The 24,758-nt window shown below is 37.9% G+C and carries 21 protein-coding genes, 1 pseudogene and 1 riboswitch; of the genes and pseudogenes, 4 read left to right on the forward strand and 18 right to left on the reverse strand.

Going from position 1 to position 24,758, the window contains the following annotated elements; genetic code table 11:
- Positions 1 to 103 precede the first annotated feature (103 nt).
- The 4 genes from IQI_RS19220 to IQI_RS19235 all read right to left on the reverse strand — a co-directional run bounded on the left by IQI_RS19220 (position 104) and on the right by IQI_RS19235 (position 6,996).
- The gene (locus IQI_RS19220) at positions 104 to 1,003 is read right to left on the reverse strand and encodes a carbohydrate ABC transporter permease (RefSeq protein WP_064094279.1); all 900 of its coding nucleotides are present in this window, start codon (positions 1,001 to 1,003) and stop codon (positions 104 to 106) included.
- Positions 1,004 to 1,151: 148 nt separating this feature from the next.
- Positions 1,152 to 2,471: an ABC transporter substrate-binding protein gene (locus IQI_RS19225; protein WP_064094280.1), complete on the reverse strand. Its 1,320-nt coding sequence runs from the start codon at positions 2,469 to 2,471 to the stop codon at positions 1,152 to 1,154.
- Between the two features lie 109 nt (positions 2,472 to 2,580).
- Positions 2,581 to 3,606 (reverse strand): LacI family DNA-binding transcriptional regulator, encoded by a 1,026-nt coding sequence (locus tag IQI_RS19230; RefSeq protein ID WP_064094281.1) that lies wholly within the window; start codon positions 3,604 to 3,606, stop codon positions 2,581 to 2,583.
- Between the two features lie 249 nt (positions 3,607 to 3,855).
- Positions 3,856 to 6,996: an efflux RND transporter permease subunit gene (locus IQI_RS19235; protein ID WP_064094282.1), complete on the reverse strand. Its 3,141-nt coding sequence runs from the start codon at positions 6,994 to 6,996 to the stop codon at positions 3,856 to 3,858.
- Between the two features lie 154 nt (positions 6,997 to 7,150).
- Between IQI_RS19235 and IQI_RS19240 the strand changes: the two genes are divergently transcribed.
- Positions 7,151 to 8,002, forward strand: a complete 852-nt coding sequence (locus IQI_RS19240; protein WP_064094283.1) for a TetR/AcrR family transcriptional regulator — start codon at positions 7,151 to 7,153, stop codon at positions 8,000 to 8,002.
- A 292-nt stretch (positions 8,003 to 8,294) separates the two neighbouring features.
- On the opposite strand, the gene IQI_RS19245 is transcribed toward IQI_RS19240, so the two are convergent.
- From IQI_RS19245 to IQI_RS19255, 3 genes are all read right to left on the reverse strand, one after another.
- Complete coding sequence (locus IQI_RS19245) at positions 8,295 to 8,720, reverse strand: DUF1284 domain-containing protein (RefSeq protein ID WP_064094284.1); 426 nt, start codon at positions 8,718 to 8,720, stop codon at positions 8,295 to 8,297.
- Positions 8,721 to 8,732: 12 nt separating this feature from the next.
- Positions 8,733 to 9,392 (reverse strand): oxidoreductase, encoded by a 660-nt coding sequence (locus IQI_RS19250; RefSeq protein ID WP_064094285.1) that lies wholly within the window; start codon positions 9,390 to 9,392, stop codon positions 8,733 to 8,735.
- Between the two features lie 81 nt (positions 9,393 to 9,473).
- Positions 9,474 to 10,364 carry a hypothetical protein gene (locus IQI_RS19255; protein WP_064094464.1) on the reverse strand — a complete coding sequence of 297 codons (891 nt, stop codon included), beginning with the start codon at positions 10,362 to 10,364 and terminating at the stop codon, positions 9,474 to 9,476.
- 42 nt (positions 10,365 to 10,406) lie between these two features.
- A riboswitch (cyclic di-GMP riboswitch) is annotated at positions 10,407 to 10,492 on the reverse strand.
- Positions 10,493 to 10,725: 233 nt separating this feature from the next.
- Here IQI_RS19255 and IQI_RS19260 point away from each other — a divergent pair.
- Positions 10,726 to 12,258, forward strand: coding sequence for a BCCT family transporter (locus IQI_RS19260; protein WP_064094286.1), 1,533 nt, complete (start codon positions 10,726 to 10,728; stop codon positions 12,256 to 12,258).
- A gap of 168 nt (positions 12,259 to 12,426) precedes the next feature.
- Here the strand turns inward: IQI_RS19260 and IQI_RS19265 are convergent, their stop codons facing one another.
- The 10 genes and pseudogenes from IQI_RS19265 to IQI_RS19305 form a co-directional block, all read right to left on the reverse strand.
- A complete protein-coding gene (locus IQI_RS19265; protein ID WP_064094287.1) occupies positions 12,427 to 12,627 on the reverse strand; it encodes a hypothetical protein in 201 nt (66 codons plus the stop codon).
- Between the two features lie 48 nt (positions 12,628 to 12,675).
- Positions 12,676 to 12,834 carry a hypothetical protein gene (locus IQI_RS20970; RefSeq protein ID WP_197489780.1) on the reverse strand — a complete coding sequence of 53 codons (159 nt, stop codon included), beginning with the start codon at positions 12,832 to 12,834 and terminating at the stop codon, positions 12,676 to 12,678.
- A 10-nt stretch (positions 12,835 to 12,844) separates the two neighbouring features.
- Positions 12,845 to 13,054, reverse strand: coding sequence for a hypothetical protein (locus IQI_RS19270; protein WP_064094288.1), 210 nt, complete (start codon positions 13,052 to 13,054; stop codon positions 12,845 to 12,847).
- Between the two features lie 148 nt (positions 13,055 to 13,202).
- Positions 13,203 to 15,167 (reverse strand): hypothetical protein, encoded by a 1,965-nt coding sequence (locus IQI_RS19275; protein ID WP_064094289.1) that lies wholly within the window; start codon positions 15,165 to 15,167, stop codon positions 13,203 to 13,205.
- A 44-nt stretch (positions 15,168 to 15,211) separates the two neighbouring features.
- A complete protein-coding gene (locus IQI_RS19280) occupies positions 15,212 to 16,483 on the reverse strand; it encodes an ATP-grasp domain-containing protein (protein ID WP_064094290.1) in 1,272 nt (423 codons plus the stop codon).
- A gap of 571 nt (positions 16,484 to 17,054) precedes the next feature.
- On the reverse strand, positions 17,055 to 17,642 hold the full coding sequence (locus IQI_RS19285) for a hypothetical protein (protein WP_064094291.1): 588 nt from the start codon (positions 17,640 to 17,642) through the stop codon (positions 17,055 to 17,057).
- A gap of 80 nt (positions 17,643 to 17,722) precedes the next feature.
- Positions 17,723 to 18,271 carry a GNAT family N-acetyltransferase gene (locus tag IQI_RS19290; protein WP_064094292.1) on the reverse strand — a complete coding sequence of 183 codons (549 nt, stop codon included), beginning with the start codon at positions 18,269 to 18,271 and terminating at the stop codon, positions 17,723 to 17,725.
- A 74-nt stretch (positions 18,272 to 18,345) separates the two neighbouring features.
- Entirely contained in the window at positions 18,346 to 19,065 is a 720-nt protein-coding gene (locus IQI_RS19295; protein ID WP_064094293.1) for a YebC/PmpR family DNA-binding transcriptional regulator, read from the reverse strand.
- 132 nt (positions 19,066 to 19,197) lie between these two features.
- Positions 19,198 to 20,709: a gluconokinase gene (gntK, locus tag IQI_RS19300; protein WP_064094465.1), complete on the reverse strand. Its 1,512-nt coding sequence runs from the start codon at positions 20,707 to 20,709 to the stop codon at positions 19,198 to 19,200.
- A gap of 90 nt (positions 20,710 to 20,799) precedes the next feature.
- Positions 20,800 to 21,388, reverse strand: a pseudogene (locus IQI_RS19305) (GntP family permease); the annotation flags it as partial.
- Between the two features lie 273 nt (positions 21,389 to 21,661).
- On the opposite strand from IQI_RS19305, the gene IQI_RS19310 reads away from it, so the two are divergent.
- Positions 21,662 to 22,516 carry a MurR/RpiR family transcriptional regulator gene (locus IQI_RS19310; protein ID WP_064094294.1) on the forward strand — a complete coding sequence of 285 codons (855 nt, stop codon included), beginning with the start codon at positions 21,662 to 21,664 and terminating at the stop codon, positions 22,514 to 22,516.
- Positions 22,517 to 22,700: 184 nt separating this feature from the next.
- Here IQI_RS19310 and IQI_RS19315 read toward each other — a convergent pair whose 3' ends face one another.
- On the reverse strand, positions 22,701 to 23,036 hold the full coding sequence (locus IQI_RS19315; protein ID WP_064094295.1) for a zinc ribbon domain-containing protein YjdM: 336 nt from the start codon (positions 23,034 to 23,036) through the stop codon (positions 22,701 to 22,703).
- A 433-nt stretch (positions 23,037 to 23,469) separates the two neighbouring features.
- Here IQI_RS19315 and kynU point away from each other — a divergent pair, with 433 nt between their 5' ends.
- Complete coding sequence (gene kynU, locus IQI_RS19320) at positions 23,470 to 24,753, forward strand: kynureninase (protein WP_064094466.1); 1,284 nt, start codon at positions 23,470 to 23,472, stop codon at positions 24,751 to 24,753.
- Positions 24,754 to 24,758: the final 5 nt, after the last annotated feature.

Below are 24,758 nucleotides of genomic sequence, written 5' to 3' on the forward strand. Positions count from 1 at the left end.
TTCTTCTTTTTAACTTTGATTCATGTGGTAAAAGAGTTGGTTTTGACTTTGGTAACTTACTATTTTCTATATTTTTTTCAACTGCTGTTCTTCCTAACATGATTTACACCCGCCTTGGTTGTTTGCGATTATTTCCATACATTCCTTTAAAAATAACTGCTGAGAAAATTAAAGTAATGACGAACAATCCATATGCCACTGCAGATGCGTAGCCATAATTGTTATATTTAAATGCTTGATTGTATAAGTAAAGAACCATCGTGTTAAGCGAACCATCTGGTGATCCGATTCCATCTGTTATCAGCATTGGTAAATCAAATAATTGGAGACCACCTATTAAAGAAGTGATCATGATATAAAGTAAAATAGGCTTTAATAGAGGAAGCGTGATTTTGGTAAACGTCTGCCAACGATTGGCTCCATCAATTAATGCAGCTTCATAGTAATCCTTCGAAATTCCAGATACCCCAGCCATCACAACAATAAAAGAATGACCAAACCACATCCATGTCAGAATTAATGATACGGATAGTTGAGCTGTTGCAGGTTCGTTTAACCAATTTATTGGATCTGAAATAAGCCCTATTTTTAATAGAAGCATATTCAATGATCCATGCTGCCAATCTAATAAAATACCAAATAATAAAGCAACCGAGCTAATCGTGATCAGATTAGGTAAATAAAAGATAGACCTGAAGAAAGGCAATCCCCTTAACTTCATTCTCATATCCGAAAAGATTAATGCTAGAATAAGAGCTAAACCAATTTGTAACGCGAAATTTATCCCCCAAATTTTCCATGTATTAACAAATGCTTCTACAAAATAAGTATCCGTTAGCAAACGTGTATAGTTAGCCAGTCCTACTACCTCAGCAACTCCACTGCCAGAATAGTTCGTAAAGCTATAGTAGAAAGTAAGCGCTACAGGATAAATACTAAATATTAAAAAGATAATCCAAAATGGGGCAATAAAAATGTAACCGTATCGGTTTAATTTACTCATATCCCCTTCCTCCTTCGAATAACGAATTTAGCAAGGGGCTGTCTTTCATTTAGACAGCCTTACTTGCTCTTTTTATAAGACTCATAACCTTTGAGACAGGTGAAGTTGATCTCAACTCCAATCAACTTCACTTTTTTATTAATCTAAATTATTTTTTTGGTACTTTTAAATCCGGATATGCATTCTGTGCTTTTTGGTAAAATTCCTTAATGGCATCATCCTTGGATTTCTTACCATCTACATATTGCTGAACTGCATTACCGTAGAAAGTATCAAGCTGTTGATCATACTTCGTTACAATTCCTGGTTCAATTTCTTTAGCTTGCTCCAGGAAGAACTGATAGTTATTTTGTCCACCAAGAAATTCATCACTGAAGTCATCTTTAATGGCATTTGTTACAGGCAGGTAAGAAAGAACATCTCCTGTTTCTTTCGCCCATTCAGTTAAGAACTCATCGTCTTGAGTCATCATTTTCACAAAGTCGTACGCAAGTTCTTTATTTTCTGATTTGTTATAAACTCCAAGCCATGTTCCACCCCAGAAATAAGGACTTGGTCCATTCGTTACAGCCCAATCGCCAGAAGAATCTTTAACATTTGTTTTTAGAACACTATGTAATCCCCAAGTAGGAAGTACATAAGAGAAAACCTGTGTTTCTTGTTCCTTACCATCTTCTTTTACTTTAATTGGCTTATCCATAGCTTCAAACCAAGACGGAGACCATTCAGGAGCTAAAGCTGTATAGCTGTTTTCTCTTAATTTTTTTGCATAATCTAAAAATTCGATTTTCTGATCAGTCAGTTTTAACTCATTATCTTCGTTCACCCAAGGCTGTGGGTTATCTCCTTGTGCGAACCAACGGATAGAACCTTCATCTGGAAACATTCTGTATCCTTTTTCTTTCATCTTTTCAGATACTTCAAATACTTTATCCATAGAACTAAGCATATTACCTATTTCAGTAGGGTCATCTGTTCCTAAAACTTCTTTGGCAATGCTTCTCTTATAGAAGAGACCACCAGGTGTTGTTTGCCAAGAAAGAGCTCGAACATTTCCGTCTTGATCTTTTCCTAAATCAAATACATAAGGAACATATTTATCAGCAATATCATTTACATTATAAGGATCTTCGGATAAATTCTCCCAATAACCTGCATCAACCCATTGCTTTAGGAAAGCAATTTCGCCGGTAAATACATCGGGTGCACCTACGCCACTTTCAAGAACAGGCTTTAATTTTGTTGGATAGTCCGCAATAGGAACAATCGTTAATTCAACCTTTACACCATTCTTTTCTTCAAAAGTCGTAATTGGTTTTTTCAACTCATCTGTAAATGACCAAACCTTTAAATCTACCTTTTTCTTGTCAGATTTAGAATCACCAGATGTTTTTGAATCACCAGAACAAGCTGCAAGTACCCCAAACACCAATACAAATGCCATAAATAAACTTAAAACTTTTTTCATGGAATTTCCTCCTAATGGTTTTATATATATATATTACGAAAGCGGTTTCGTATTAAGTTAAATAAAAAATGCCTGTTTTCGAAACCGGTTTCGAAAATACCAAAAAAAATTAGTTTCTTTTTTCTTTTTTCAAGCTTGTACAAGATTCTCTAATCATAAGTTCTACTGGGACAACCTCAGTAATCTTCACTTTCTGTTTTTGTAAAATTTGATGCATTAACAGCTTAGCAGCTTTAGTCCCTATAAGATCAGTATCTTGCCTTATAGTAGTAAGCTTCGGTGTAATATAACTGGACATTTCAATATCATCATAACCAACGATTGAAATATCTTCTGGCACTCTTAATCCTTGTTCCTTTATGGCTTCTATTGCTCCAATAGCCATATGATCCCCTGCTACAAATACTGCAGTGGGCTTATCCTTTAGAGTAAGCAGCTTCTTCATTGCTTCCTTACCTTCTTGAATGGAAAACATCCCTGCTTCTACAATGTATTCTTGTGGAATTGGAAGATTTAATCCCTTCATTGCCTGAGAATATCCTTTAATTCTTTCAGCACCAGCATCAATCATAGAGTCTCCGGCAATATGAGCAATCTTTGTGTGGCCAAGAGTATGTAGATAGTTAACGGCAAGATTCCCGCCCTCAATGTTATCGGAATAAACAACACTGCAATTCTGATTGTTCATATCGATTACGACTATCGGCACACTGCTATTAATCATATCCTGCACCTGTGGATCATGAGGATCGGAACAAATCACAACTATGCCATCAACGGCACGATAAAGAAAATGTTCTAGATAGCTAGTATCACGGTTTCTGAGATTACGAGATGCGAAAATGAGATCGTAGCCTTCACGCTCTGCATTTTTCCTGAAACTTTCAATAATGGCACTAAAAAACGGATGCTTCATCCCAACTTCATTCGCCTCAGAAAACATCACACCTATTGTCCAAGACTTTTTAGTAGAAAGGGATTGGGCATGAGCATTTGGTAAATATCCCAAATCTGCTGCTGCCTGTAGAATTTTCTTCTTCGTCTTTTCACTAACATCTGTGTAATTATTTAGAGCTTTAGAAACTGTCGTACTTGAAAATCCAGTCTTTCTAGCTAAATCATAGATAGTTACCATTGTGATCTCCTCTTTATCGAAAGCGCTTTCGTTAAAATTATTATATCCTAGACATTGTATTGAATCAATATAATTTTTAGAAAATTTAATGTTAGATTGAGAGAGAAACCATTGTACTTTTTTCATACTTCTCTATTGAATGAAAAGCTTTCATAAAAGGCTTCTATATTCAGCTATAGTAGTTACTCAGTTAAATAGATTAAAAGTTTACAAAAAAAGCAGCCCTCCTCAGGGCTGCTTTTTTCCACTCTATTCTTTTACTACTTTACGTCGAGTTAATTTCCCTTTTATTTTCATTAACACTTCATACACGATTGGGACTACCACAAGAGTTAATAACGTTGAGCTTGTGAGACCACCAATAACGGTTACACCAAGACCTTTTGAAATCAGTCCACTTCCTTCCAAACCAAGTGCTAGAGGGAATAGTGCTCCGATCGTAGCGATGGCCGTCATCAAGATTGGACGAAGGCGAGTAACTCCCGCTTCCAATAAGGCTTCTCTCGTTGATAATCCTTCTTTCTCTTTATGGATAACACGATCAACCAGGACAATGGCATTTGTTACAACAATACCAATCAGCATAAGAGCTCCAATCATTGATGAGATACTGATTGTTTCGCCAGCAATTAGTAATCCTACTAACGCACCGATAATCGTAAATGGTAAGGAGAATAAAATCGCAAATGGTGCAAGTCCCCCACCGAAAGTAATCACGAGAATCAAGTAAACAATGGCGATGGCTGCCAGCATAGCTAAACCTAATTGAGTAAATGATTCTTGAATATCCTCTGTTACTCCACCCATGTCTACCGTTACTCCGGATGGTAAATCCATTTCTTTAACCTTTTTTTGAACATCCGCAGATGCTTTTGATACATCATCAGTCTTTAATTCTCCACTCACTTGAGCAAAAACTTTTCCGTCTCTTCTTGAAACCGTATCTGATGTTTTTCCTTCTTTTACTTCTACAACCTCTTTAATCGGAACTTCCATTCCCAATGGAGATTGAATGGTTTTGTCTGTTAAATCTTCGATACTTTCGTAGCTTTCTTTTTCAACGTCAAGATATACGTTTACTTCTTCACCATCTTTTTCAATAGTGGTTAAGACTGGACGTTGGCGAGTTTGACTAAGCTCCATGGCAATTTGACCCGCTGTTAAACCAAGCTCACTTAGCTTTTCTTGATCCGCGATAAATGAATATTCATCATAGGATTCAGAAATGCTCGATCCGACTTTCTTGAAATCTTTATTTTCTTCCATCATAGATTGAACTTCTTTTACGACTGGTTCAATTTCTTTAAGGGTTTCTCCGTAAACATACACAACAATCTCATTACTTCCTGCGCTTGCAGAGAAATCCTGTGAAGCCCACTCACCAGTATTCGTTGATTCCTGTAAGTCTTTGATTACCTGTTCTTTTTCCTCTGAGAAATTCTCAGTGTCATCACTATATTGCACGTAGAAAATGGCATTATTCGTGCTTCCTGGACTCATTGGATTCTCTCCACCAACAGAATACTGAATCGTTTCAGCATCCTTGCGTCCTTCGAAGTATTCATTTGCTTCTTGAGCAATTTTATTAACCTCTTCTTCTGTTTGACCCGGCTCCGGCTTATAAGTTGCCATGACCATCTTCTCTTCATCTGACGGCAGGAAGCTGACACCAATAAGAGGAACTAAGAACAAACTTCCAACCAGCATAGCAATGGCTAGAATAGAGGAAATGATTTTATGGTTTAATGTCCAACTCAAAATACTTCTATACCACTTTGCTAAAGTGCTTGGTTTCTCCTTATGCTGTTTCTTTCCAACACCTTGTTTAAACATGGAGTGGGCAAGCATGGGAACGATCGTTACGGCAACCAACAATGAAGCCAATAAGGCAAATACAATGGTTAACGCAAATGGAAGGAATAACTCCCCAATCATCCCTTGCACTAATCCTAATGGAAGGAACACTGCAATAGTTACGATTGTTGAAGACATAATCGGAACAAACATTTCCTTCGTTGCTTCACGAATCAATGCCTTCCCTCGTAGTTCTTCGTCTTTTAACGACATTCTGCGATAAATATTTTCTACTACGACAATGGAATCATCAATTACACGCCCAATGGCAACCGTCATGGCACCTAAGGTCATAATATTTAATGTGATATCCATTTGTTTTAATAACAGAATAGCGATTAATAGTGATAATGGAATGGATACAACTGAGATAATCGTAGATTTTATATCTCGTAAGAAAAGCAAAATAATGATGACTGCAAACACGGCACCAAATAACGCTTTATTTAACATAGTGCTTACAGACTCTTCAATAGGCTCTCCTTGGTCAAAGGTAGATATAATTTCTATACCATCTAAATCTTTTTCAAACTTTCTTACTTCTTCTTTTACGGCATTCACAACATCCACCGTATTTGCATCTGCTGTTTTCACTACTTGAAGTCCAATAGACTCAATTCCATTCGTTCTTGAAATGGATTCCGCTTTACCAACTAGTTTAATATCCGCTATATCTGATAACTCAACCGTCGGAATGTTTGGAGATACTGTAGCTTCCCCACCCGTTTGAGGTGATGGTGGCGTTGTTTGCCCCCCTTGTGAAGGGTTTACCGTGCCTTCCCGATTCATCGAAGGAGTAACAGGTATCTTCACCTTTTTTAAATCTTCAATACTTGTAATATTTCCATCAATGAGTACCGACTTTTGGGTGTCTTTAAACGTATACAAGCCTAAAGGGGCTGAGATATCTGAACCTTTAATCATATTTTTAACAGTTTCTTCAGATAGTCCATATTCAGCCAATTTATCTTGATCAAAGACAAGCTGAGCCTCTTCCATTTCTTGACCTGATACTTGAATAGAAGCGACTCCATCTACTCCCTCAAGCTGAGGTACGATGGTTTCTTCAACTGTTGTCGTTAATTGTGATAAGGATTGATCCTCATTCGCTACACTAAAAGCAATGACTGGGAAAGCGTTAAAGCTCAGTCTAGAAACATCCGGTTCATTTACGCCTTCTGGAAATGATAGATCAGAAAGTGCTTCTTCTACTTCTGTTTTAGCTTCATCCATGTCTTTTGAAAATTTATATTCAATTTGAACGGCAGAAGCATTTTGGTAAGAAGTAGAGCTTACAACATTTACTCCATTTAAATTCCCCAACCGTTTTTCAATAGGAACCGATACTTTTTCTGCTACATCTTCAGGGGTTGCCCCTGGATAAATGGTCGTAACACTAACAATAGGAGTGTTAATATTCGGTAATGTTTCAAGCTTCATATTAAAGCCAGAATACAATCCGGCAATAATCACAATGATGGTCATCAACCATACCGCGAATTTATTTTTCAGAACAAAATTGATTGTTTTATTCACTCTTTACTCTCCCCTTTTCTCTATTAATGACCGACTAGTCATAACACATTCAAATATAACTGACCGTACAGTCACTAGTCAATATTAAAAGGTTTATTTTTTATGACCAATCAGTCATAATAGAAGATAGGAGTTTTATTGAGGAGAGGAACGTATGAAGGAAAAAGAAAAGTTAATCATTGAAACATCAATAAAGTTATTTGCAACCAAAGGGTTTAACGCCACCTCTGTTCAAGAAATTGTGAATGAATGTGACATCTCGAAAGGTGCTTTTTATTTATATTTCAAGTCTAAGGAAGCCCTGTTGTTAGCCATAATGAGCTACTATTTCCAAATGATTCATTCAAAAGTAAATGAAATTGAACATGAGGATTTACCCCCATATGAAAAATTCCGAAAGCAGATTCAATGTCAGCTGGTTGAAATTTGCAAACATAAAGAGTTTATTATTATGCAGATTAGAGAAAACGCAATGCCTTTCAACGATGAGATTCATGATCTAATTCGGGAAATGAAAGTAAATACCAATCAATTCTACAAGCGACGCTTATTTGCTATATATGGTAATAAAATAGAACCTTACTTTTGGGATATAACTCTAATGATTCAAGGTTTTTTTCAATCCTATTTAGAACTGGTTATGCTTGATAATATGGAATTAGATTTTGATTATCTCTCTACCTTTATCCTCAAGCGTACGGATGATGTCGTGGAGGGGTTATTAAAAAGTGGGGAACAGCCTGTACTTTCATTTGAAAAGATGGACGATATGATGAAAGGGCACACCACCTCTAAAATCACAGAGGCGACTCTAGTTACTTTGATAGAAAACTCAATTAATAACACAAATGATGAGAACACTAGAATATCTCTAGAAGTAATTAAAGAAGAAATTCAAAAAGAGCAAACTCGCCCCATTGTGATCAAAGGAATGCTGGTGAATATAGAGGGTGATTCGTCTCTCAAGGAAGCTGTTCATATGATTCGGCAGTATTATGATATTTAAACAACAATGCTCTTTTCACAAAGATTGTTGTTTTTAACATGGGTTCTGCCCTTGCTCTGTCAATCAGTGTGTGCTGGATGGTGGGGGGAACTGCTCCACTTTCCACAGGCGTTCTGCCGAGGAGCCTCACCGCCAGCCCCGCGGAAAGCGAGCTTCCTCTCACTGCAATCAACTACTACTCTCTTCTTTAAAATAGCAACAAAGTTTCCGAAAATACCCTTACGAAATAAGCATTTTTTTAAAATCCATAAACAAATTAACCCATCCTCACATGTGAGAATGGGTCTTCTTTTTAAGACAACACCTTTTCTTTTAAATTCTGAATCCCTTCCTTGCAAACTCCGTATTCGAGCCATGAACACCCTTCACATAAATGATCTAAGTCATCAGGCTGAACCAAAGTGGCGGTTTTCTTAATGATCTCTGATTTCATATATGTTTCACCGTGCTTTATCCTTAAATGGTGAAGCACCTTCCCATCTAAGCTGAGTACATGTGTATTAGAATCTTCACTTTTTTCACACTGGGTCTTTCCTTTATGGGGACATGCTTGGCAAGCATCATCAAAGGATTGAACCACTTGAATTGGGAAGTCCGTGTCATCATGGCTTATATCTTCTACAATGCTACTCATCACTTCAATAAACTTAGGGCTGTATCCCATTCCTTTAAAGCCGTGAATACATAGTAGATGATGACCTCTAATGATTCTCTTCATGTCTCTCCTCCTTTAAAATTGCTGAATGTGATCCGATTCATAAATAGAAATGCCCATTTGTGCAGGTTGATTAGCAGCTTGGTACATTCCATAAGCAACTTGCTTTCCGGCAATACTTTGATATTTCCTTAACTTCCCTACCATTACAGGGCGTATCACTCTAGAAAATAGCTCTCCAGCTTTTTCCCCTAACCTGAATTCTTCCCTCTCTCCTAAAAGCAAGGACGGTCTAAAGATATGTAACAAAGAAAAGTGCATGGCCTTTAAAGCTTCTTCTACGTCTCCTTTTACTCGACTGTAAAAAAATCTTGAGTTGGAGTTTGCTCCCATAGCTGAAATGATTAAATACTGCGTCGCACCATGTTCCTTCCCTAATTTCGCAAGCTGAATTGGATAATCAAAGTCTACTTTTTTAAAGGCTTCTCTTGTTTTTGCTATTTTAATTGTCGTACCGAGACAACAAAACACATCATCCACCTCTTCATGTGGTAGAAGCTTCATGGAATCGAAAGAAATAACCCTCTCTTCCAGCTTTTTATGCTTCAATCCACTACTTCTTCTTACGAAGGAAATAACCTTTTTATAATTTGGACTTTTTAGAAGGATTTCAATTAACTCTTTTCCTACCAAACCGGTAGATCCAGCAACTAATGCTACTTTTTCTTTTTCCATTTTCATTCCTTCTCTCTTTTTTATTCCATAATTAAAGCAAAAACAACTGATATTGCCTTAAATCAGTTGTTTTTTGATATTTCATGGAAGCTTCATCCAGCTATCTAAGTGGTGAATGGCTATACCATGATAGGGCAGGTCATTTGAATAGTACCTATCAACAATCTCAATCTGCCTATTCATTTCATCCTGTCCTTCCTCAAAAAAGGTTAGAAATCCACCCTCTGAGCTGGGAGCTGTTTCAACTCCTACCTTTACCTTCTTACCTTCTAAAAAGGCAAAATCCATTTCATTTTTTACTAGTTGGATGATTCCATTTGGACCCTCTGCCCGATCTCGATATGCCATTATCGCTACTTCATCGGTCTCAGATATAACCCACTGGGCAAGATTTCCTTTACCAAATTCATTTTGAAAGTATTTTTCATCAAACCAAAAAGGAATATCTACTCCTAATGAAAGCTTATGAGACTTAGAAAAGATAGCTGCATCCCGAATCATTTTTTGGTAGTTTAAAACCGTTTTTTTATATGAAGAGCTCCAGCCCGGTAATAAATAAGGTTCTACGTCTAAATGAACACCGGTAAACTGTTGGTTTTCATTTGACTGGTGTTGATAGTTCTCAACCCACTCAAAGAAAGTTGCAAGTGACTTTCCCCCTTTAACTGTGGCCCAGGTCGCTGCTCCATCAAGAGCATAAACCTTAATATGTTCCATTGAAGCTCTTTCAATGAACTGCTGATAATGCTCATTAGAAACTGACCGATTAATTTGCAAATAGAGTTCATTTACTCCGTTTGCTTTCAGGAAAGTAATGATTTCATCTTTATTTTCAATCAATTCCTCTGTGTTCCAAAGCCAAGTACTTTTCCCTTGAATACTCATTGCCGCCGCCTTTTCATTCATTGCTGTGCCTAATAAATTGATACCCAAAAGTAAGACCAAAATACATTGGAAAAACTGCTTTTTCATCATCCATGCTCCTCTTCTTTGAGCCGCGACTCTTAAGAAGAGTCTGGTAACCTGGCAGCCTTACGATTATTCGCTTTAGGCCCATGGCTTTGCGTCCTTATCTTTCAACAAGTTTGCCTTTTTCAGTTTGTTTTCATCTTCCTTTTAGTATAACTTTTTTTCTTAAAATGGATAGAGAAGTCAGGAATTTTTTTGAATATTTTTGATAAAGAAATACCTCTGCATATTATTACAATGTAAGGGTTATCATAAAAAAACTCTCTCAATAATTTAATTCTATCCTTTACATATTCATATTTTTCATGAGATAGTAACCAAATGTGTTTTTTGCAAAGTAATAAATTAAAGGAGCTTATAATACATGTCTACTAAAAATAGAACGACATCCAAAATTGATTGGCCCGTATTTGCCATCAGTGGTGGATTATTAATTGCTTTCGTTATCGCAGCTTTTGTAAGTATTGATAGCGTTAAGACTTTTGTAAATGGTGGCTTTGCATGGTCATCAAAGTACTTTGGAGCATTTTGGCAAGTACTAATGCTACTTCATTTTCTTGTGGCTTTGTATATTGCATTTTCAAAATACGGGAAGGTTCGATTAGGGTACTTAGAAAAACCTGAAATCACCACGTTTAAATGGTTGTCCATTATTATGGCGACATTACTAGCAGGTGGCGGTGTATTCTGGGCTGCCGCTGAGCCTATGTATCATTTCATGACGGTCCCACCTATGCATGAGGGTGTTGATGCAAAAACCGCAGGTGCCATCATGCCTGCCCTCGCTCAAAGCTATATGCACTGGGGATTCCTTGCATGGGCAATTTTAGGAACTTTAAGTGCTGTCGTTATGATGTACGGTCATTATCATAAAGGTATGCCATTAAAACCGCGTACTCTTTTATACCCTATTTTCGGTGAAAAGCTGAAAACAAGTATTTTAGGAACAATCGTTGATGCATTTGCCATTATTGCTGTTGCAGCTGGTACGATTGGTCCAATTGGATTCTTAGGACTGCAAGCGAGCTATGGATTATCTGCTTTATTCGGTATTCCTGATCAATTCTCTACACAGCTTGCCATTATTATCGGACTAGTGATTGTTTCAACAATTTCTGCAGCTACTGGTATTCATAAAGGTATTCAAATTTTAAGTAATTTCAATGTTCGTTTGGCCTTCGGATTAATCGTATTCGTTCTGATCTTTGGTCCTGGAGGATTTATCTTTGATTCCTTTATTTCATCTTTTGGTTTCTACGTTGATCACTTTATAGAATTAAGTACTTATCGTGCCGACAAAAGTTGGTTAGGTAGCTGGACCGTGTTTTTCTGGGGCTGGTTTATCGGATATGGACCTATGATGGCGATTTTAGTTAGTCGTATCTCTCGAGGAAGAACAATTCGACAGATCATAGTTGCTATTGCTGTTATCGCTCCTCTCGTTACAACGTTCTGGTTTACAGTCGTAGGTGGCTCAGGAATTTTCTATGAATTACAGAATCCAGGAAGTGTTTCTGAGCAGCTTACAAACGGTGGAATGCCGGCAGCGATGATTGCTATTACAGATCAGCTACCGCTAGCAGCGATTATTTCACCACTGTTCTTGCTTCTAACCATTATTTTTGTTGTGACCACTGGTGATTCCATGTCCTACACGATTGCCATGGCGGTTTCAGGAGAAGGAGATCCAAAGGTTTCCCTTCGTGTATTCTGGGCAATGCTAATGGGAGCCATTTCAGCCATTCTTCTTTATATTGGTGACGGAAGCATAAATGCACTACAAAGCTTTATCGTCGTGACAGCTGTTCCAGTTTCTATATTATTGCTGCCTATGCTGTGGCTTGCACCTAAAGTTTCGAAAGAATTACTTGCTGAACAGTACAATGAAAAGCTTTAATTCTTTTGTAAAAGAGTCTGTTACCTTTAGTGGTAACAGACTCTTTTTTTAGGGTTTTTTTAAATCCTTATGATAAACACTTATCGAATGATGCGAATTAAAAAAGGTGTATTCCATTTAAACACAAAATGGAATACACCTAATATGGAATGATTTGATAATGTCTCATTACAGAATGTCGTCATTAAAAAAACGCTTTAACTTTTCACTTTCTTCCTCACTAGCACGTTCTGAAGCGTATGGGTTTTCCTTGTCATCGGGATCATCGAGGTTCGTCTTGATTGCAAAAAATGGACCATTTGAAGGTTCTGCAATAACTCGATCATTTAGCTGTTTGAAATCCGGTATGTTTTTATTTCCTTTTTCCATTTAGTTTCCTCCTCTGTTTGTATTTCGTTCATTTTAAGGATGGAGGGTTTAAGTACTCGTATTTATGTTTTGTTGGATTTTCCCATTCTTATAAGCAATTAAAATGATATCTTCGTTTGTCTCCTGACGAAGCTCATTTTCCATATGCTTTACTTTTTCTAAAGAGTCGTCTGTAAGACTTGCCACTGGAAACTCTTGATTGTTCACTTTTTACACCTCATCCATTTTCTATTTGCTGTCCTATTTCCTTACCAGCTATGAATTCGTTCCCTTCTTCCACTTGGCTATGCTCATTCACAGAATCACCAGGTGTATAGGCGTTCACTTCATTTTCTTTAAAAGTAGACGTATCACTTTTCATTGTGAATTCCGGGTTAAGAGCTGTGTCCATCTCCATTTCTGCTTCTTTCTTTTTTCTGCCATTCATATATTCCACCTCCATTATTAGTATGGCTAATTATTCTTTTATTACACTTCAACTCTTATGAAAAGGGCTAAGCAACGTCTCGGTTGCTTAACCCTCTTTACTTTTGCCTGTTTACAAATAGATTGTTGCTAAGAAACAGACTTTATTTTTATACCCAGGAATAATCCTTCCCCCAGCTATCTCTTGCAAGTTCTTCAATTTTTTCGACAATATCATTCTCAACAGCAAAAGAATCTCCTTGTTCATAAGGATTGTAATGAAAAGCATAGAGTCTAGATACAAATTCGTGGAATGGAAGGGAGCATTCCCCTTCCCTCTCTCCGTTATCCATGACTGATGACTCAATGCCCTGTCCCCAGTTCTGAGATCCGTCATTGTTTGGATTGTAAAAATAAACTCGATAGTCTCCTTTAGGATCCTCAGTAATTCTTAAGATCGACACAGCGTGAAAGCCAAGAAGCTTCCCATGGACATTTGTTATGAAAATCCCCACTGGATTTGGGTAAATTAATCCGTAGTCATCATTATAATCTGGGTGGTGAGTAGAGTAGAACAACCTCACGAACCCTTGAAAATCAGAAATACGGCCAGTTAAAGGGTCAATTACGTTGCTAAACCCTTTTTGAACCCAGTCTCCATAAAATTCAGGATTTACCCATCGATGTCCATCTTCTCCCCTCAAGGATACCCTCATCATCATCTCACTATATATCCGATCAAGATGAGGAACAAGAACGAGTGACACAGAATCAAGCTCCTGATGAAGCTCAGGGGCTAACCCACCGCTCAAATCTTTCGAGTGAATGGGTATTCCCTCAAATTTGATATCAATATCACCATCCCGAGCTGCCCTTGGAATAATTTCAAGCAAATATCCTGGGGCATGCTGGGACCAGAGACTAATCCCTCTAGCTGCCTGGCAGGTAGGGTTCAGACCCTGACCAATTCCGAGGGGCTGTCCGAGAACACTGATTACACCCGCTAGAAGAACAGAGTTAGCCGTAATTCCTTCACCAGGTTTATATGCATTTAGAAGCGTTTTTCTTACTTCAGGTCTAATATCCAGCTCAATGAGCCTTCTAAGTCCCGGTGAGACCGGTGAAGACGAAAGTACACCTCTTTCAAGCATCAGTGCTAAACCATACACAGATTGCTTTGTAGCAGGGAATATGGCCACTTTTATTAGTTGACCAACTAATTCTGAATGCTCGTCAAGGTTCGCTTTCCCTTTATCATTCAATTGCAAGGCCACGGGAATAAGCTCTTGCATCTTTCTACTTAAAAATCGAAGCAGAATGGCATGATGGGGAGAAACTAATCCCGTCTCACGCATCGATTGAGCAAATGTAATAGATTCTTTCTCCAGCTCTTCTTTTGATAGCTCCATCAGTTTTTTCCGGTACTCTCCAGGGCTACTGATACTTTTACTTAACGGAGATGGTCCTTCGATCGCAGCTACATACCGTTCTAATACAAGTCTCTCAGCAACACTCAATTCTGAATGAAGCATCCTTTTCGCCGTTTTGATCATCGAGGTTGTACGTTTTACCATGATAGGTCTTTGAGCAGTAAGTCGTTCAATTTCCTTAATCAATGTAGTTGTGAGTGCTTGATAGGAAAGCTTTTGGGACAAAAATTGAAACAGCTCTGTGGCCCTTTCACTTTCCTCCCCACCTTCAATCCGAGAAACTTCCGTAGCTTCAGGAAAAAGAAGGTTAAGGTTTAGCACCATTACTTCGTTTAAGTAGTCTCCTGCCATTTCAGAAGAGACATTAGGGTTATCATATTCCCCTTCTGCTATGGATAACATTCTCAGTTCACTAAGAATTTCAATGATAGATGGAAGTCCCTTTGCTTGTAGAGATCCAGCCACAAGGGGGGGTTGGAGCTTAGATGCCTGCTCCCACGGTCCATCCTGAAAAACTCCAGCCCTTTCAAAGCGATTAGCATAGCGATATAAGGTCTCTAGACCTTCACTTGTCTCCAAAAGTCTTTGAGCTTCTTGATACACATCAGTTTGATACATTGATTTTGCGAAAGACGCTGAGTTCTCCAGGTCATCCAACGCCCGCATAAATCGTTCCTCTAACTTAGACGTTAATTCAAAAGCCATTTCAAATCTCCTTTATCAATCAGAATGCCGTATGAATAAGGGAATCAAATATAAAAATTAAACTTTTCATATTCCTTCAATAAGCTCCGCATTTCTTCGCTGTCTTCTCCATAAAAGAATATTGTTCCATAATGATTTCCGAAGCCAATTCTTTGGGCCACTTTACCTTGTGCCGGGCTAAACATATCATGCTTCTCAAAATAAGGGTGGTTTTCCAGTTCATCAGGTACTTCCAGCTTTTCTACATAATTCACGTGAGGATGAACCATTAAGCAGCCCGCATGTTTTTCAGCCTTTTCCCCTGTTGAAGGAAAGAATTCACGGAGCTCTTCTTCCGTTGTGTTTGGATCAGAACATAAAATTTGAGCTTGGTACGCACTGAATCCATAAGCTTTTTCTATTAGGTCAAAAATATGACCTCCCGGTACTCTGGCAGCAACCTCTCCAAAATGCAGAGTGCCATCGGAAGTAATGAAATACTCTGGATGAATGACTCCGTTTTCAATTTCAAATGCTTCAATTAACTGCTCAATTGCCTTTCGGATGATGGGTCTTTTTTCTTCTAAGGAAGGAGATGGTGGAACAAAGTTTGAGTATCCTAAACGAACATACTCTGTTATATTTAAAAATTGAATTTTCCCATTATGAATGAAGGCTTCACAAGAAAATTCCTGACCATCAAGATGACTTTCCATCAGTAGTGGAAAATCTCCATCTGCGATGGCATCAATATCTTCTGGGTTTTCTATTGCACGGTGTCCTACTGAACCGGCTTTATCTAGGGGCTTTACGTGGATAGGGTCGTTTTTATCTCCTTCTACTTTTAGAAGGGCTTCGTTAACTCGCTTTAAAAAGCGTTTAACATCTTCCTTATCTCTTGCTTCTTCAAATACGCCAACTTTAATTCCGGCAATTTGTGCCTTCCGCTTCATCATTCCTTTATCTCTTAAAAGTAGGGAACGGTTAAAGATTCTTGGCTCATTTCGAAAGCGTGAATTTAAAGCTCCTGCCCACTCTACACACTCTTCGTAAAGAGGGACCGCCACCTCTGCTCCCATTGCTTTTAATTGCTTATAAAGATGGTCTGACCCTTCATTTAATCGTTCAAAATCCCAGCCTACAAATGCTATATCATGCTTCTCTGCATATGATTCAAAGTCTGGCGGACCGACAACGACGAAAGGTCTCTCTAATTTTGCACAGGCTTCAATTGCAGGTAGACTCCAGCCGATCAATGCCGTTAAATAGGGTTTGGTTTTTTCCTTCTGATCCACTTTCAGTTTTTCTTGCTGTAATTCAAGTTGATCTAATCCCATTATTACCTCTCCCTTATCACATATTTTTTTACATTCCTTTTTTAGCATAACAAAGACGATAGCTAGAATGAAGTAATATGCTGAATTTTCAATCAATTCGACAAAACAAGTGATAAGACGACTTTAGTAGACAATTTCCTTATTTTTAGAACAACAAAAACGACTTGTCAATTTGACAAGTCGTTTTAAAGGGAAGTGCTTCGTTTGCCGCTAGTATCAGGTAGCAGAAAATGTACTACTTTTCACTCTAAAATTGCAACATTTTTTTAAGAAAAGAACAATTTCAATACTAAATTAGGTTCCTTATGGTCATAATCTCTATAAATTAACCTCTTTTTTACGATTTATAGACGGAATCACTACTTCAAGCAAGAGATATTATCGACAATCAAGGATTTATTTTCAACTTTTCAAACTTTATTTTCAACTTTTAGACTTTTATTTTCAACTTTAAAAAATCCATTAAAAATATAAACAACTTTTATGAATTAGTATCAACACTAATCGTTTATTATCAAAAACAAAACTTTATTATCAACCTAACCATGTCAACACCCATGTTATAAACAACTCAAAAGCTTATCCCCTTATCTATCAATAAATCATCATTAATAATTCCTGTACCTTCAATTACACCGTTCTCCACATCCGGTTGGACCGATGGATTGGACGGGTACTTTTCACCATCGAATGTAAGCATTTTGTAGCTACTCTTAATCCCACCACCGGATACATACATGATGATGTTCCTCCAACCATTCGTTTTCTTGTCTTGAACAATAATCGGGTTTCTCACTAATGAGAATTGCGAGCTTAATTTGTACTGGTCATCAACCTTTTGATAAATAAGAGCACTGCATCCTCCTGTACCACAAACTGTTGGACCAACCAGGTAAACAAATGTTTCAGGGGTTCCATCATCGTTTAAATCAATCCGATTATAATAATACTGAACTTTATCTTCGCCACGTTTCAAATGATATACTTTACTGAAAGCCTCTTCCAATTCACGATCAGGTTCCATTTCTGATTTTACAAAGGTGACATTGCTTAAATCAATTTGACTTGATTCATGGCTAGCAATTACCAAATTCGTCTTCTGTAAAAATAGAAAAATCAATACCATTGAGCCTAGAAGCAACCATGCTTTTTTATTCACTTTTTCTACCACCAATCATGAAAGAAATGTAGTGAATAGTCTCCCCTGAAATATGGATTCTATTAGGCAGACATTTTTCTTCATTCAAATATCCGTTGGTAGATAACCATGTCCATTGGCTCGCCGCTATATGTATTTGCTTCTCTGCTATTTGCCTTTTTTATAAAATAACCATTCTTCAACAATGCAATAGAGTCTTTATTTTTGGAGTTTGTATAAGCTTCAATGGTTTTTAGACCCATTGTGTTCACTCCATACTCAACAACTTTTGTTAACGCTTCGCTCATCAAGCCTTTCCCTCTATAACTAGGGAATAGTCCGTATCCTAACTCCCCTTTACGTTGTTCTTCTGATAAATTCCATATGGATGCAGTTCCTAGAATTTGATCGGAGTGAACATCTGCTATGGCCCAAATAATCCATTTATTGCTTTCCACTCCTGCATTCATTTTTTTAATATAGCTTTGCGCTTCTTCTTTTTCTGTATAAACCTGCATGTCCACATAAGGAAAATTTTCTTTATTTGATTGGTATTCAAAAATGGATAAAGCGTCCTTCGATTCTAGTTTTCTTAAAAGGATTCTGTCCGTCTCCAAAGTTGGAAATGGGCTGAATTGAAACGTAACCATATCTCTTCCCTCCACTCTATTGATATTAAAAATCCTCTAATGCATAGGCATTAGAGGAATAGAAATCCAGGAGATTATTCTCCTAAATCAACATTATGGTACACCTGTTGAACATCTTCCAGGTCTTCAATCGCATCGATCATTTTCTCGAATTGTTCCTGTGCATCTTCAGGTAGTTCTACATCATTTTGTGCAAGCATTGTTAACTCTGCCACTGAAAATTCAGTAACCCCGGCACCTTTGAATGCCTCCTGGACTGCATGGAACTGATCAGGTTCTGCGTATACGATGACAGCATCTTCTTCTTCTAAAATATCACGCGCATCGACATCTGCTTCCATTAATATCTCAAGAACTTCTTCTTCTGATTTCCCCTCGACACCAATAACTGCAGTAGCATCAAACATATAGGCAACAGAGCCACTTACACCCATATTCCCACCATTTTTACCAAAGGCAGCACGTACTTCTGAAGCGGTACGATTAACGTTATTTGTTAGGGCATCAACAATAACCATTGATCCGTTTGGTCCAAATCCCTCATAACGAAGCTCGTCGAAATTCTCTTCAGAACCGCCCTTTGCTTTATCGATGGCACGATCCACGATATGTTTAGGTACACTGTATGTTTTCGCACGCTCTAGTACAAATTTCAAGGTTTGATTTAACTCAGGATCTGGTTCACCCTGTTTTGCAGCTACATATATTTCTCTTCCGAATTTCGCATATATACGACTAGTATTAGCATCTTTTGACGCTTTTTTTTCTTTAATATTGTTCCACTTACGTCCCATCTCGTTTCACTCTCTTTCCCGATTATATCTATATCTCTGATATTTCACTCGTCTCTATTATACCTTAAAAATAGGGGAATTGGCTATGTGTTTACCTGTCACTCTTTTAAAAGAAGCCGACTCTTAAAAGAGTCAGCTTCCTTCTTGATACGCACTAATCGCCTCATATTCTTCTTCAAGCAATCGTGGGAGTCGGATGAAAATAGGCATTAATTTTCTATATGCTTCCGTTGCTTCAGGATTTGGCATATGAGAGTGAACCGATCCTACCATTTCACTTACCTTCTCTAATGAATTTAGTTTTCCTTGACCATACATTCCTAAAACAATAGCTCCTAGACAAGAGCTTTCAAAGCTTTCAGGAATTTGTACCTCCTGATCAAATACATCTGCCAGCATCTGACGCCACAATTCAGAACGGGCAAATCCTCCTGTTGCCTGGACACGTTTAGGGGCCCCGACTAATTCTTCAAGTGCCAGTAGAACGCTATATAAGTTCATCACAATTCCTTCTAAAACAGCACGGATCATATGCTCTTTTTTATGGTGCATTCCAAGACCAAAGAATGACCCACGTGCTTTTGCATTCCAAAGGGGGGCTCTTTCTCCTGCCATATAAGGATGGAAAAGCAAGCCATCAGAACCTGGTGCTACTTTTGCAGCAATATCCGTTAAAACCTCGTATGGATCTTTGCCTACTCTATTCGCTACCTCCACCTCTGCAGAGGCAAGCTCGTCCCGCACCCATCTAAAAATCATTCCTCCATTATTGACTGGACCTCCAATCACCCAGTGTTTATCCGTTAAAGCATAACAAAAAATTCTTCCTTTTGGATCTGTCACTGGACGGTCCGTGACAGCACGAATCGCTCCACTTGTTCCGATTGTCACGGCCACAACACCAGGTTCAATAGCGTTCACACCTAAATTGGATAGAACTCCATCGCTTGCTCCAATAATAAATGGCGTTTTTTCAGGGAGACCTAATATCTCTGTATACTCTGGTTTTAAGCCAACAATACTTTCAGTTGTCGAAACTGGGTCTGATAACTGATCTTCTCTAACCCCGGCTACCTCTAAAGCCTCTTTGTCCCAATACAAGTTTTCTAAATGGAACATTCCCGTTGCAGAGGCAATGGAATAGTCCACAACATACTTTCCAAACAGACGATGGAAAACAAATTCCTTAATGGAAATGAATTTCGCAGCCTTTGAAAATAGTTCTGGTTTCTCATTCTTTAGCCAAGTCAGCTTAACTAATGGAGACATAGGATGAATAGGGGTTCCTGTCCGACGATAAATATTCATTCCGTTCAAATCTCTTTTGATTTTCTCTGCCCATTCAGAGCTTCTATTATCTGCCCATGTAATGGAAGGGGTGATTGGCTGATGATTTTCATCTACTAAAATTAAACTATGCATAGCAGAACTAAAGGAAACGAATGAAATCTTCTCATTCGTTTGAGATGTAACTTCTTTCATACAGCTCATGACGGCATGGAATATTTCTTCTGGGTCCTGTTCTGCCGTTCCCGGTGACGGTGTATGTAATGGATATTCGACTCCATGGCGATGAATCGCTTCTCCTCTTTCGTTAAAAAGTACTGCTTTTGTACTGGTTGTCCCTATATCAACACCTATCATCAGTTCTGACATTATCGTTCCTCCTAATAAAATAGAGAAAAGGAAGAAGCAACACGGCTCTTCCTTCTCCTACTCATATTTTATCCTATTTTAGCTAATGAATATCCCTAAAATGAATGCAACAGCAACCGATCATCGTTTCCATTATCGTCCATAATTTTAATGTATCTTTTACGTCTAATCCAAAATAACGGTTCACTAACCAGAATCCACTGTCATTCACATGAGAGAACGCAGTTGCTCCTGAAGCAATGGCAATGACCATTAACCCAAGAACCGGACCTTCCATACCTAATGTAGCAATTAACGGACTCATTAATCCAGCTGCTGTAACCATAGATACTGTCGCTGAATCTTGAGCGATTCGAACAACCATGGCAATTAAGAAGGCAAGAGCGATAGGCGGTAAACTTGAACCTGCCATCATTTCTCCCAGTACTTCACCGACACCGGAGTTAATCAGTACCTGTTTGAATACTCCACCAGCACCTGTAACTAAAATGATAATTCCAGCTGGCTCAAGTGCTTTCGTTGCAATATCTTGAACATCTTGGCGAGAATATCCTCGTTTCGTTCCTAAGAAAATGAACGTTAGAAGGGTTGCAATCGTTAACGCTACAAACGGATGACCTAAGAATGTTAATACGGAACGCAACGTATTTCCTTCTTCTAACAATACCCTTCTTTTATAGAGACAGCTATACTGCTTTCATTAACTTAAACCATGACCCTTTAAAGCAACGATAAAACGTTTACAAAAAGTTCTATGTATCTCTAATTCTCATAGAGATATAAAAACTTATTTCGTGCCCTTGAGATAATTAAGAAATTTTTTCCATATACTCTATTATAAAAAATATTTTTATTTTTGCAACCGTTTACAGAAATTATTTTTATTTTTCTCTAATTCTTGTATAATTACATTATGAAAACCCTTACAGGAGTGTTGCTTATGAATCAAGAACATCAACATTGTTTAGCAAGTATCCGATCACATTACCCACAATTTAGTGTGACAGAGAAGAAGATTGCCGATTACATTTTGGAAAACCCCACTGACATTATCCATTCCACTATTAACGGCTTAGCTGAAGATTTAGGGGTAGCAGATTCAACTGTTTTTCGCTTTTGTAAAAGAATTGGATTTAAAGGCTATCAAGCAATGAAAATAGCCCTTGCATCTGAAATCGTGACAGGATTAAAGGATATTCACGAGCGAATTGATGAAGGAGACACAACTCAAACAATCGCCACCAAAGTATTTCGTTCAAATATAAAAACAATAGAAGATACCTTAATGGTAGTAGATGAGAAAAAGCTAATGAAAGCCGTTGATATGATGGTGGATGCACGGAGTATTGAATTTTTTGGTAGTGGAGGTTCAGGTGTCATTGCTCTGGATGCCTATCATAAATTTATTCGTACAGGCCTTCGTGTCCATGCAACAAGTGATAGTCACATTCAACTTATGACTGCTTCTCAAATGACAAGTGCTGATTGTGCCGTCTTTATTTCTCACTCCGGGTCTACGAAAGATATTCTTCAAGTATTGGATATCGTAAAGGATACGGGTGCTAAAACGATTTGTATTACTAATTTTGCTAAGTCTCCACTGAGCCAACAAGTTGATACTTCTCTCTTTACGGTCTCTGAGGAAACCGATTATCGCTCAGAAGCTCTGTCATCTCGAATTGCACAGCTGACTTTGATTGATGCCCTTTATGTAAACTTAATGATGCGTCGAGAAAAAGAAGGACAGGAAGCCTTAAGAAAAATGAGAAATGCCATTTCTGTAAAAAGGCTATAAAAAAGGTTGATCAGTAAAAAAACTGATCAACCTTTTTGGTGTTCTACTGTTCATAACCCTCATTTTATTCGTTGCATTTAATATTTCGAAAATAGCTTTTAAAAAATAAAAAAGACATCTACTAATGGTACTAAAATTACTTATGAACGTACTATTGGTTGATTATGATTACACTACTATAGACTTATATTTTCTTAACAAATTCAGATTTTAATTTCATGGCTCCAAAACCATCAATCTTGCAATCAATATCATGATCACCTTCAACCAATCTGATACTTTTTACTTTTGTACCGATTTTCAAGACTGAAGAGCTCCCTTTTACTTTAAGGTCTTTGATAACTGTTACAGCATCTCCATCGCTTAAAACATTTCCGTTTGCGTCCTTTACAACCTTAGTATCTTCGCTATTTCCCGATTCTAGTGTCCATTCATTAGCACATTCCGGACAAACAAAAAGAGTGCCATCCTCATACGTATATTCTGAATTACATTTTGGGCAATTTGGTAAATCTATCATCTTTACATTCCTCCATAGTGATGGATTTTCTAATGAATCCATTTCTCATATTATATTTAACTCTATTAATAAATGTCTCTTTTCTCAAAGTTGTTTGTCATAGGATAGCTCTGTCAATTTGTGTGTGCTTGATGGTCAGGAGAACTGCTTCACTATCTATAGGAAATTGCGTGACCGAGATGGGTAGTGATAAAAACCATTTATACAAACTAAATTCTTACTATACAAGTAGATTTTGAGCACTACTATGCAGAAATGCCACTTGTATTATACCTTTTATTTTAAAGAAGCGCATGGATATGTAAGAGAATTATGGTTTAATCCCTTTCAGGCTGATATTCTATCAATCCTTTCATTATCCTCTCGAAATTATTTTACTATTCTAACCATTTCCATTATGATTTTTATAGAGAACAGCAAAGGCGGGATGAGGATGAAGCAGGAAAAACAGTATACTTTAGAAGATGCATTACAATTGGACAAACAAGACTCATTAGCAAGCTTTCGAAACGAATTTTACATAAGAGATGGACACTATTATATGGATGGGAATTCACTGGGGTTATTATCAAAACGTGCAGAGAAATCCCTCCTGATTTCCCTTGACGACTGGAAAGAGCATGGAATCGACGGTTGGATGGATGGACAAGAGCCTTGGTATTATTATTCTGAGAAACTGGGTGAAATGACTGCCCCTTTAGTAGGCGCTAAAAAAGACGAAGTGATTGTTACCGGGTCCATTACTACCAACCTCCATCAGTTGCTCGCTACCTTCTACCAACCTAGTGGAAGTCGCTCTAAGATTTTAGCAGATGCCCTTACCTTCCCCTCTGACATTTATGCGATTCAAAGTCAGCTGGAGTTAAAAGGTTTTTCACCTGAAGAACATCTGATTAAAGTAGAAAGCCATGATGGAAACACGTTAAAAGAAGAGGACATCGTAAACGCCATGACTGATGATGTTGCTCTTATTCTATTACCTTCCGTCCTGTATCGAAGTGGACAGCTACTCGATATAAAGTATTTAACGAAGGAAGCTCACAAAAGAAATATCGTCATTGGATTTGATTTGGCTCATTCCATTGGCGCTCTCCCACATCAATTGCATGAAGATGATGTAGACTTCGCTGTTTGGTGTAATTATAAATACTTAAATAGTGGTCCCGGTGGTGTTGGAGGATTATATGTGAACAATCGACACTTTGGAAGAAAACCAGGACTTGCTGGCTGGTTCGGTTCTAGGAAGGATAAGCAATTTGATATGGAGCACACGTTGACACCTGCCGAGTCTGCTGGTGCCTTTCAAATTGGAACACCCCATATCCTAAGCAGTGCACCTTTACTCGGATCATTAGAACTATTTGAGGAAGCTGGAATCGAGAATCTTAGAAATAAGTCCCTTTCCCTTACAACGTTTATGATGAACTTAATCAACCAAGAGCTTTCTGAACATGGATTTACCATTTGCAATCCACTTGAAGATCAGCGTCGTGGCGGTCATGTGAGCTTAAAGCATGAAGAAGCAGCAAGAATATGCAAAGCTCTGAAAGTCAATCATGTAACACCGGACTTTCGCTCTCCAAATGTGATTCGTTTAGCACCTGTGGCTCTTTATTCTTCTTATAATGATGTTTTTAACACCATTCGTATTCTGAAAGAAATTATGGATAAAGAAGAATATAAACAATTTAAAAATACACGAAATGTTATAGCCTAACAATC

This window comes from Rossellomorea aquimaris TF-12, assembly GCF_001648555.1.
Classification (GTDB): domain Bacteria; phylum Bacillota; class Bacilli; order Bacillales; family Bacillaceae_B; genus Rossellomorea; species Rossellomorea aquimaris.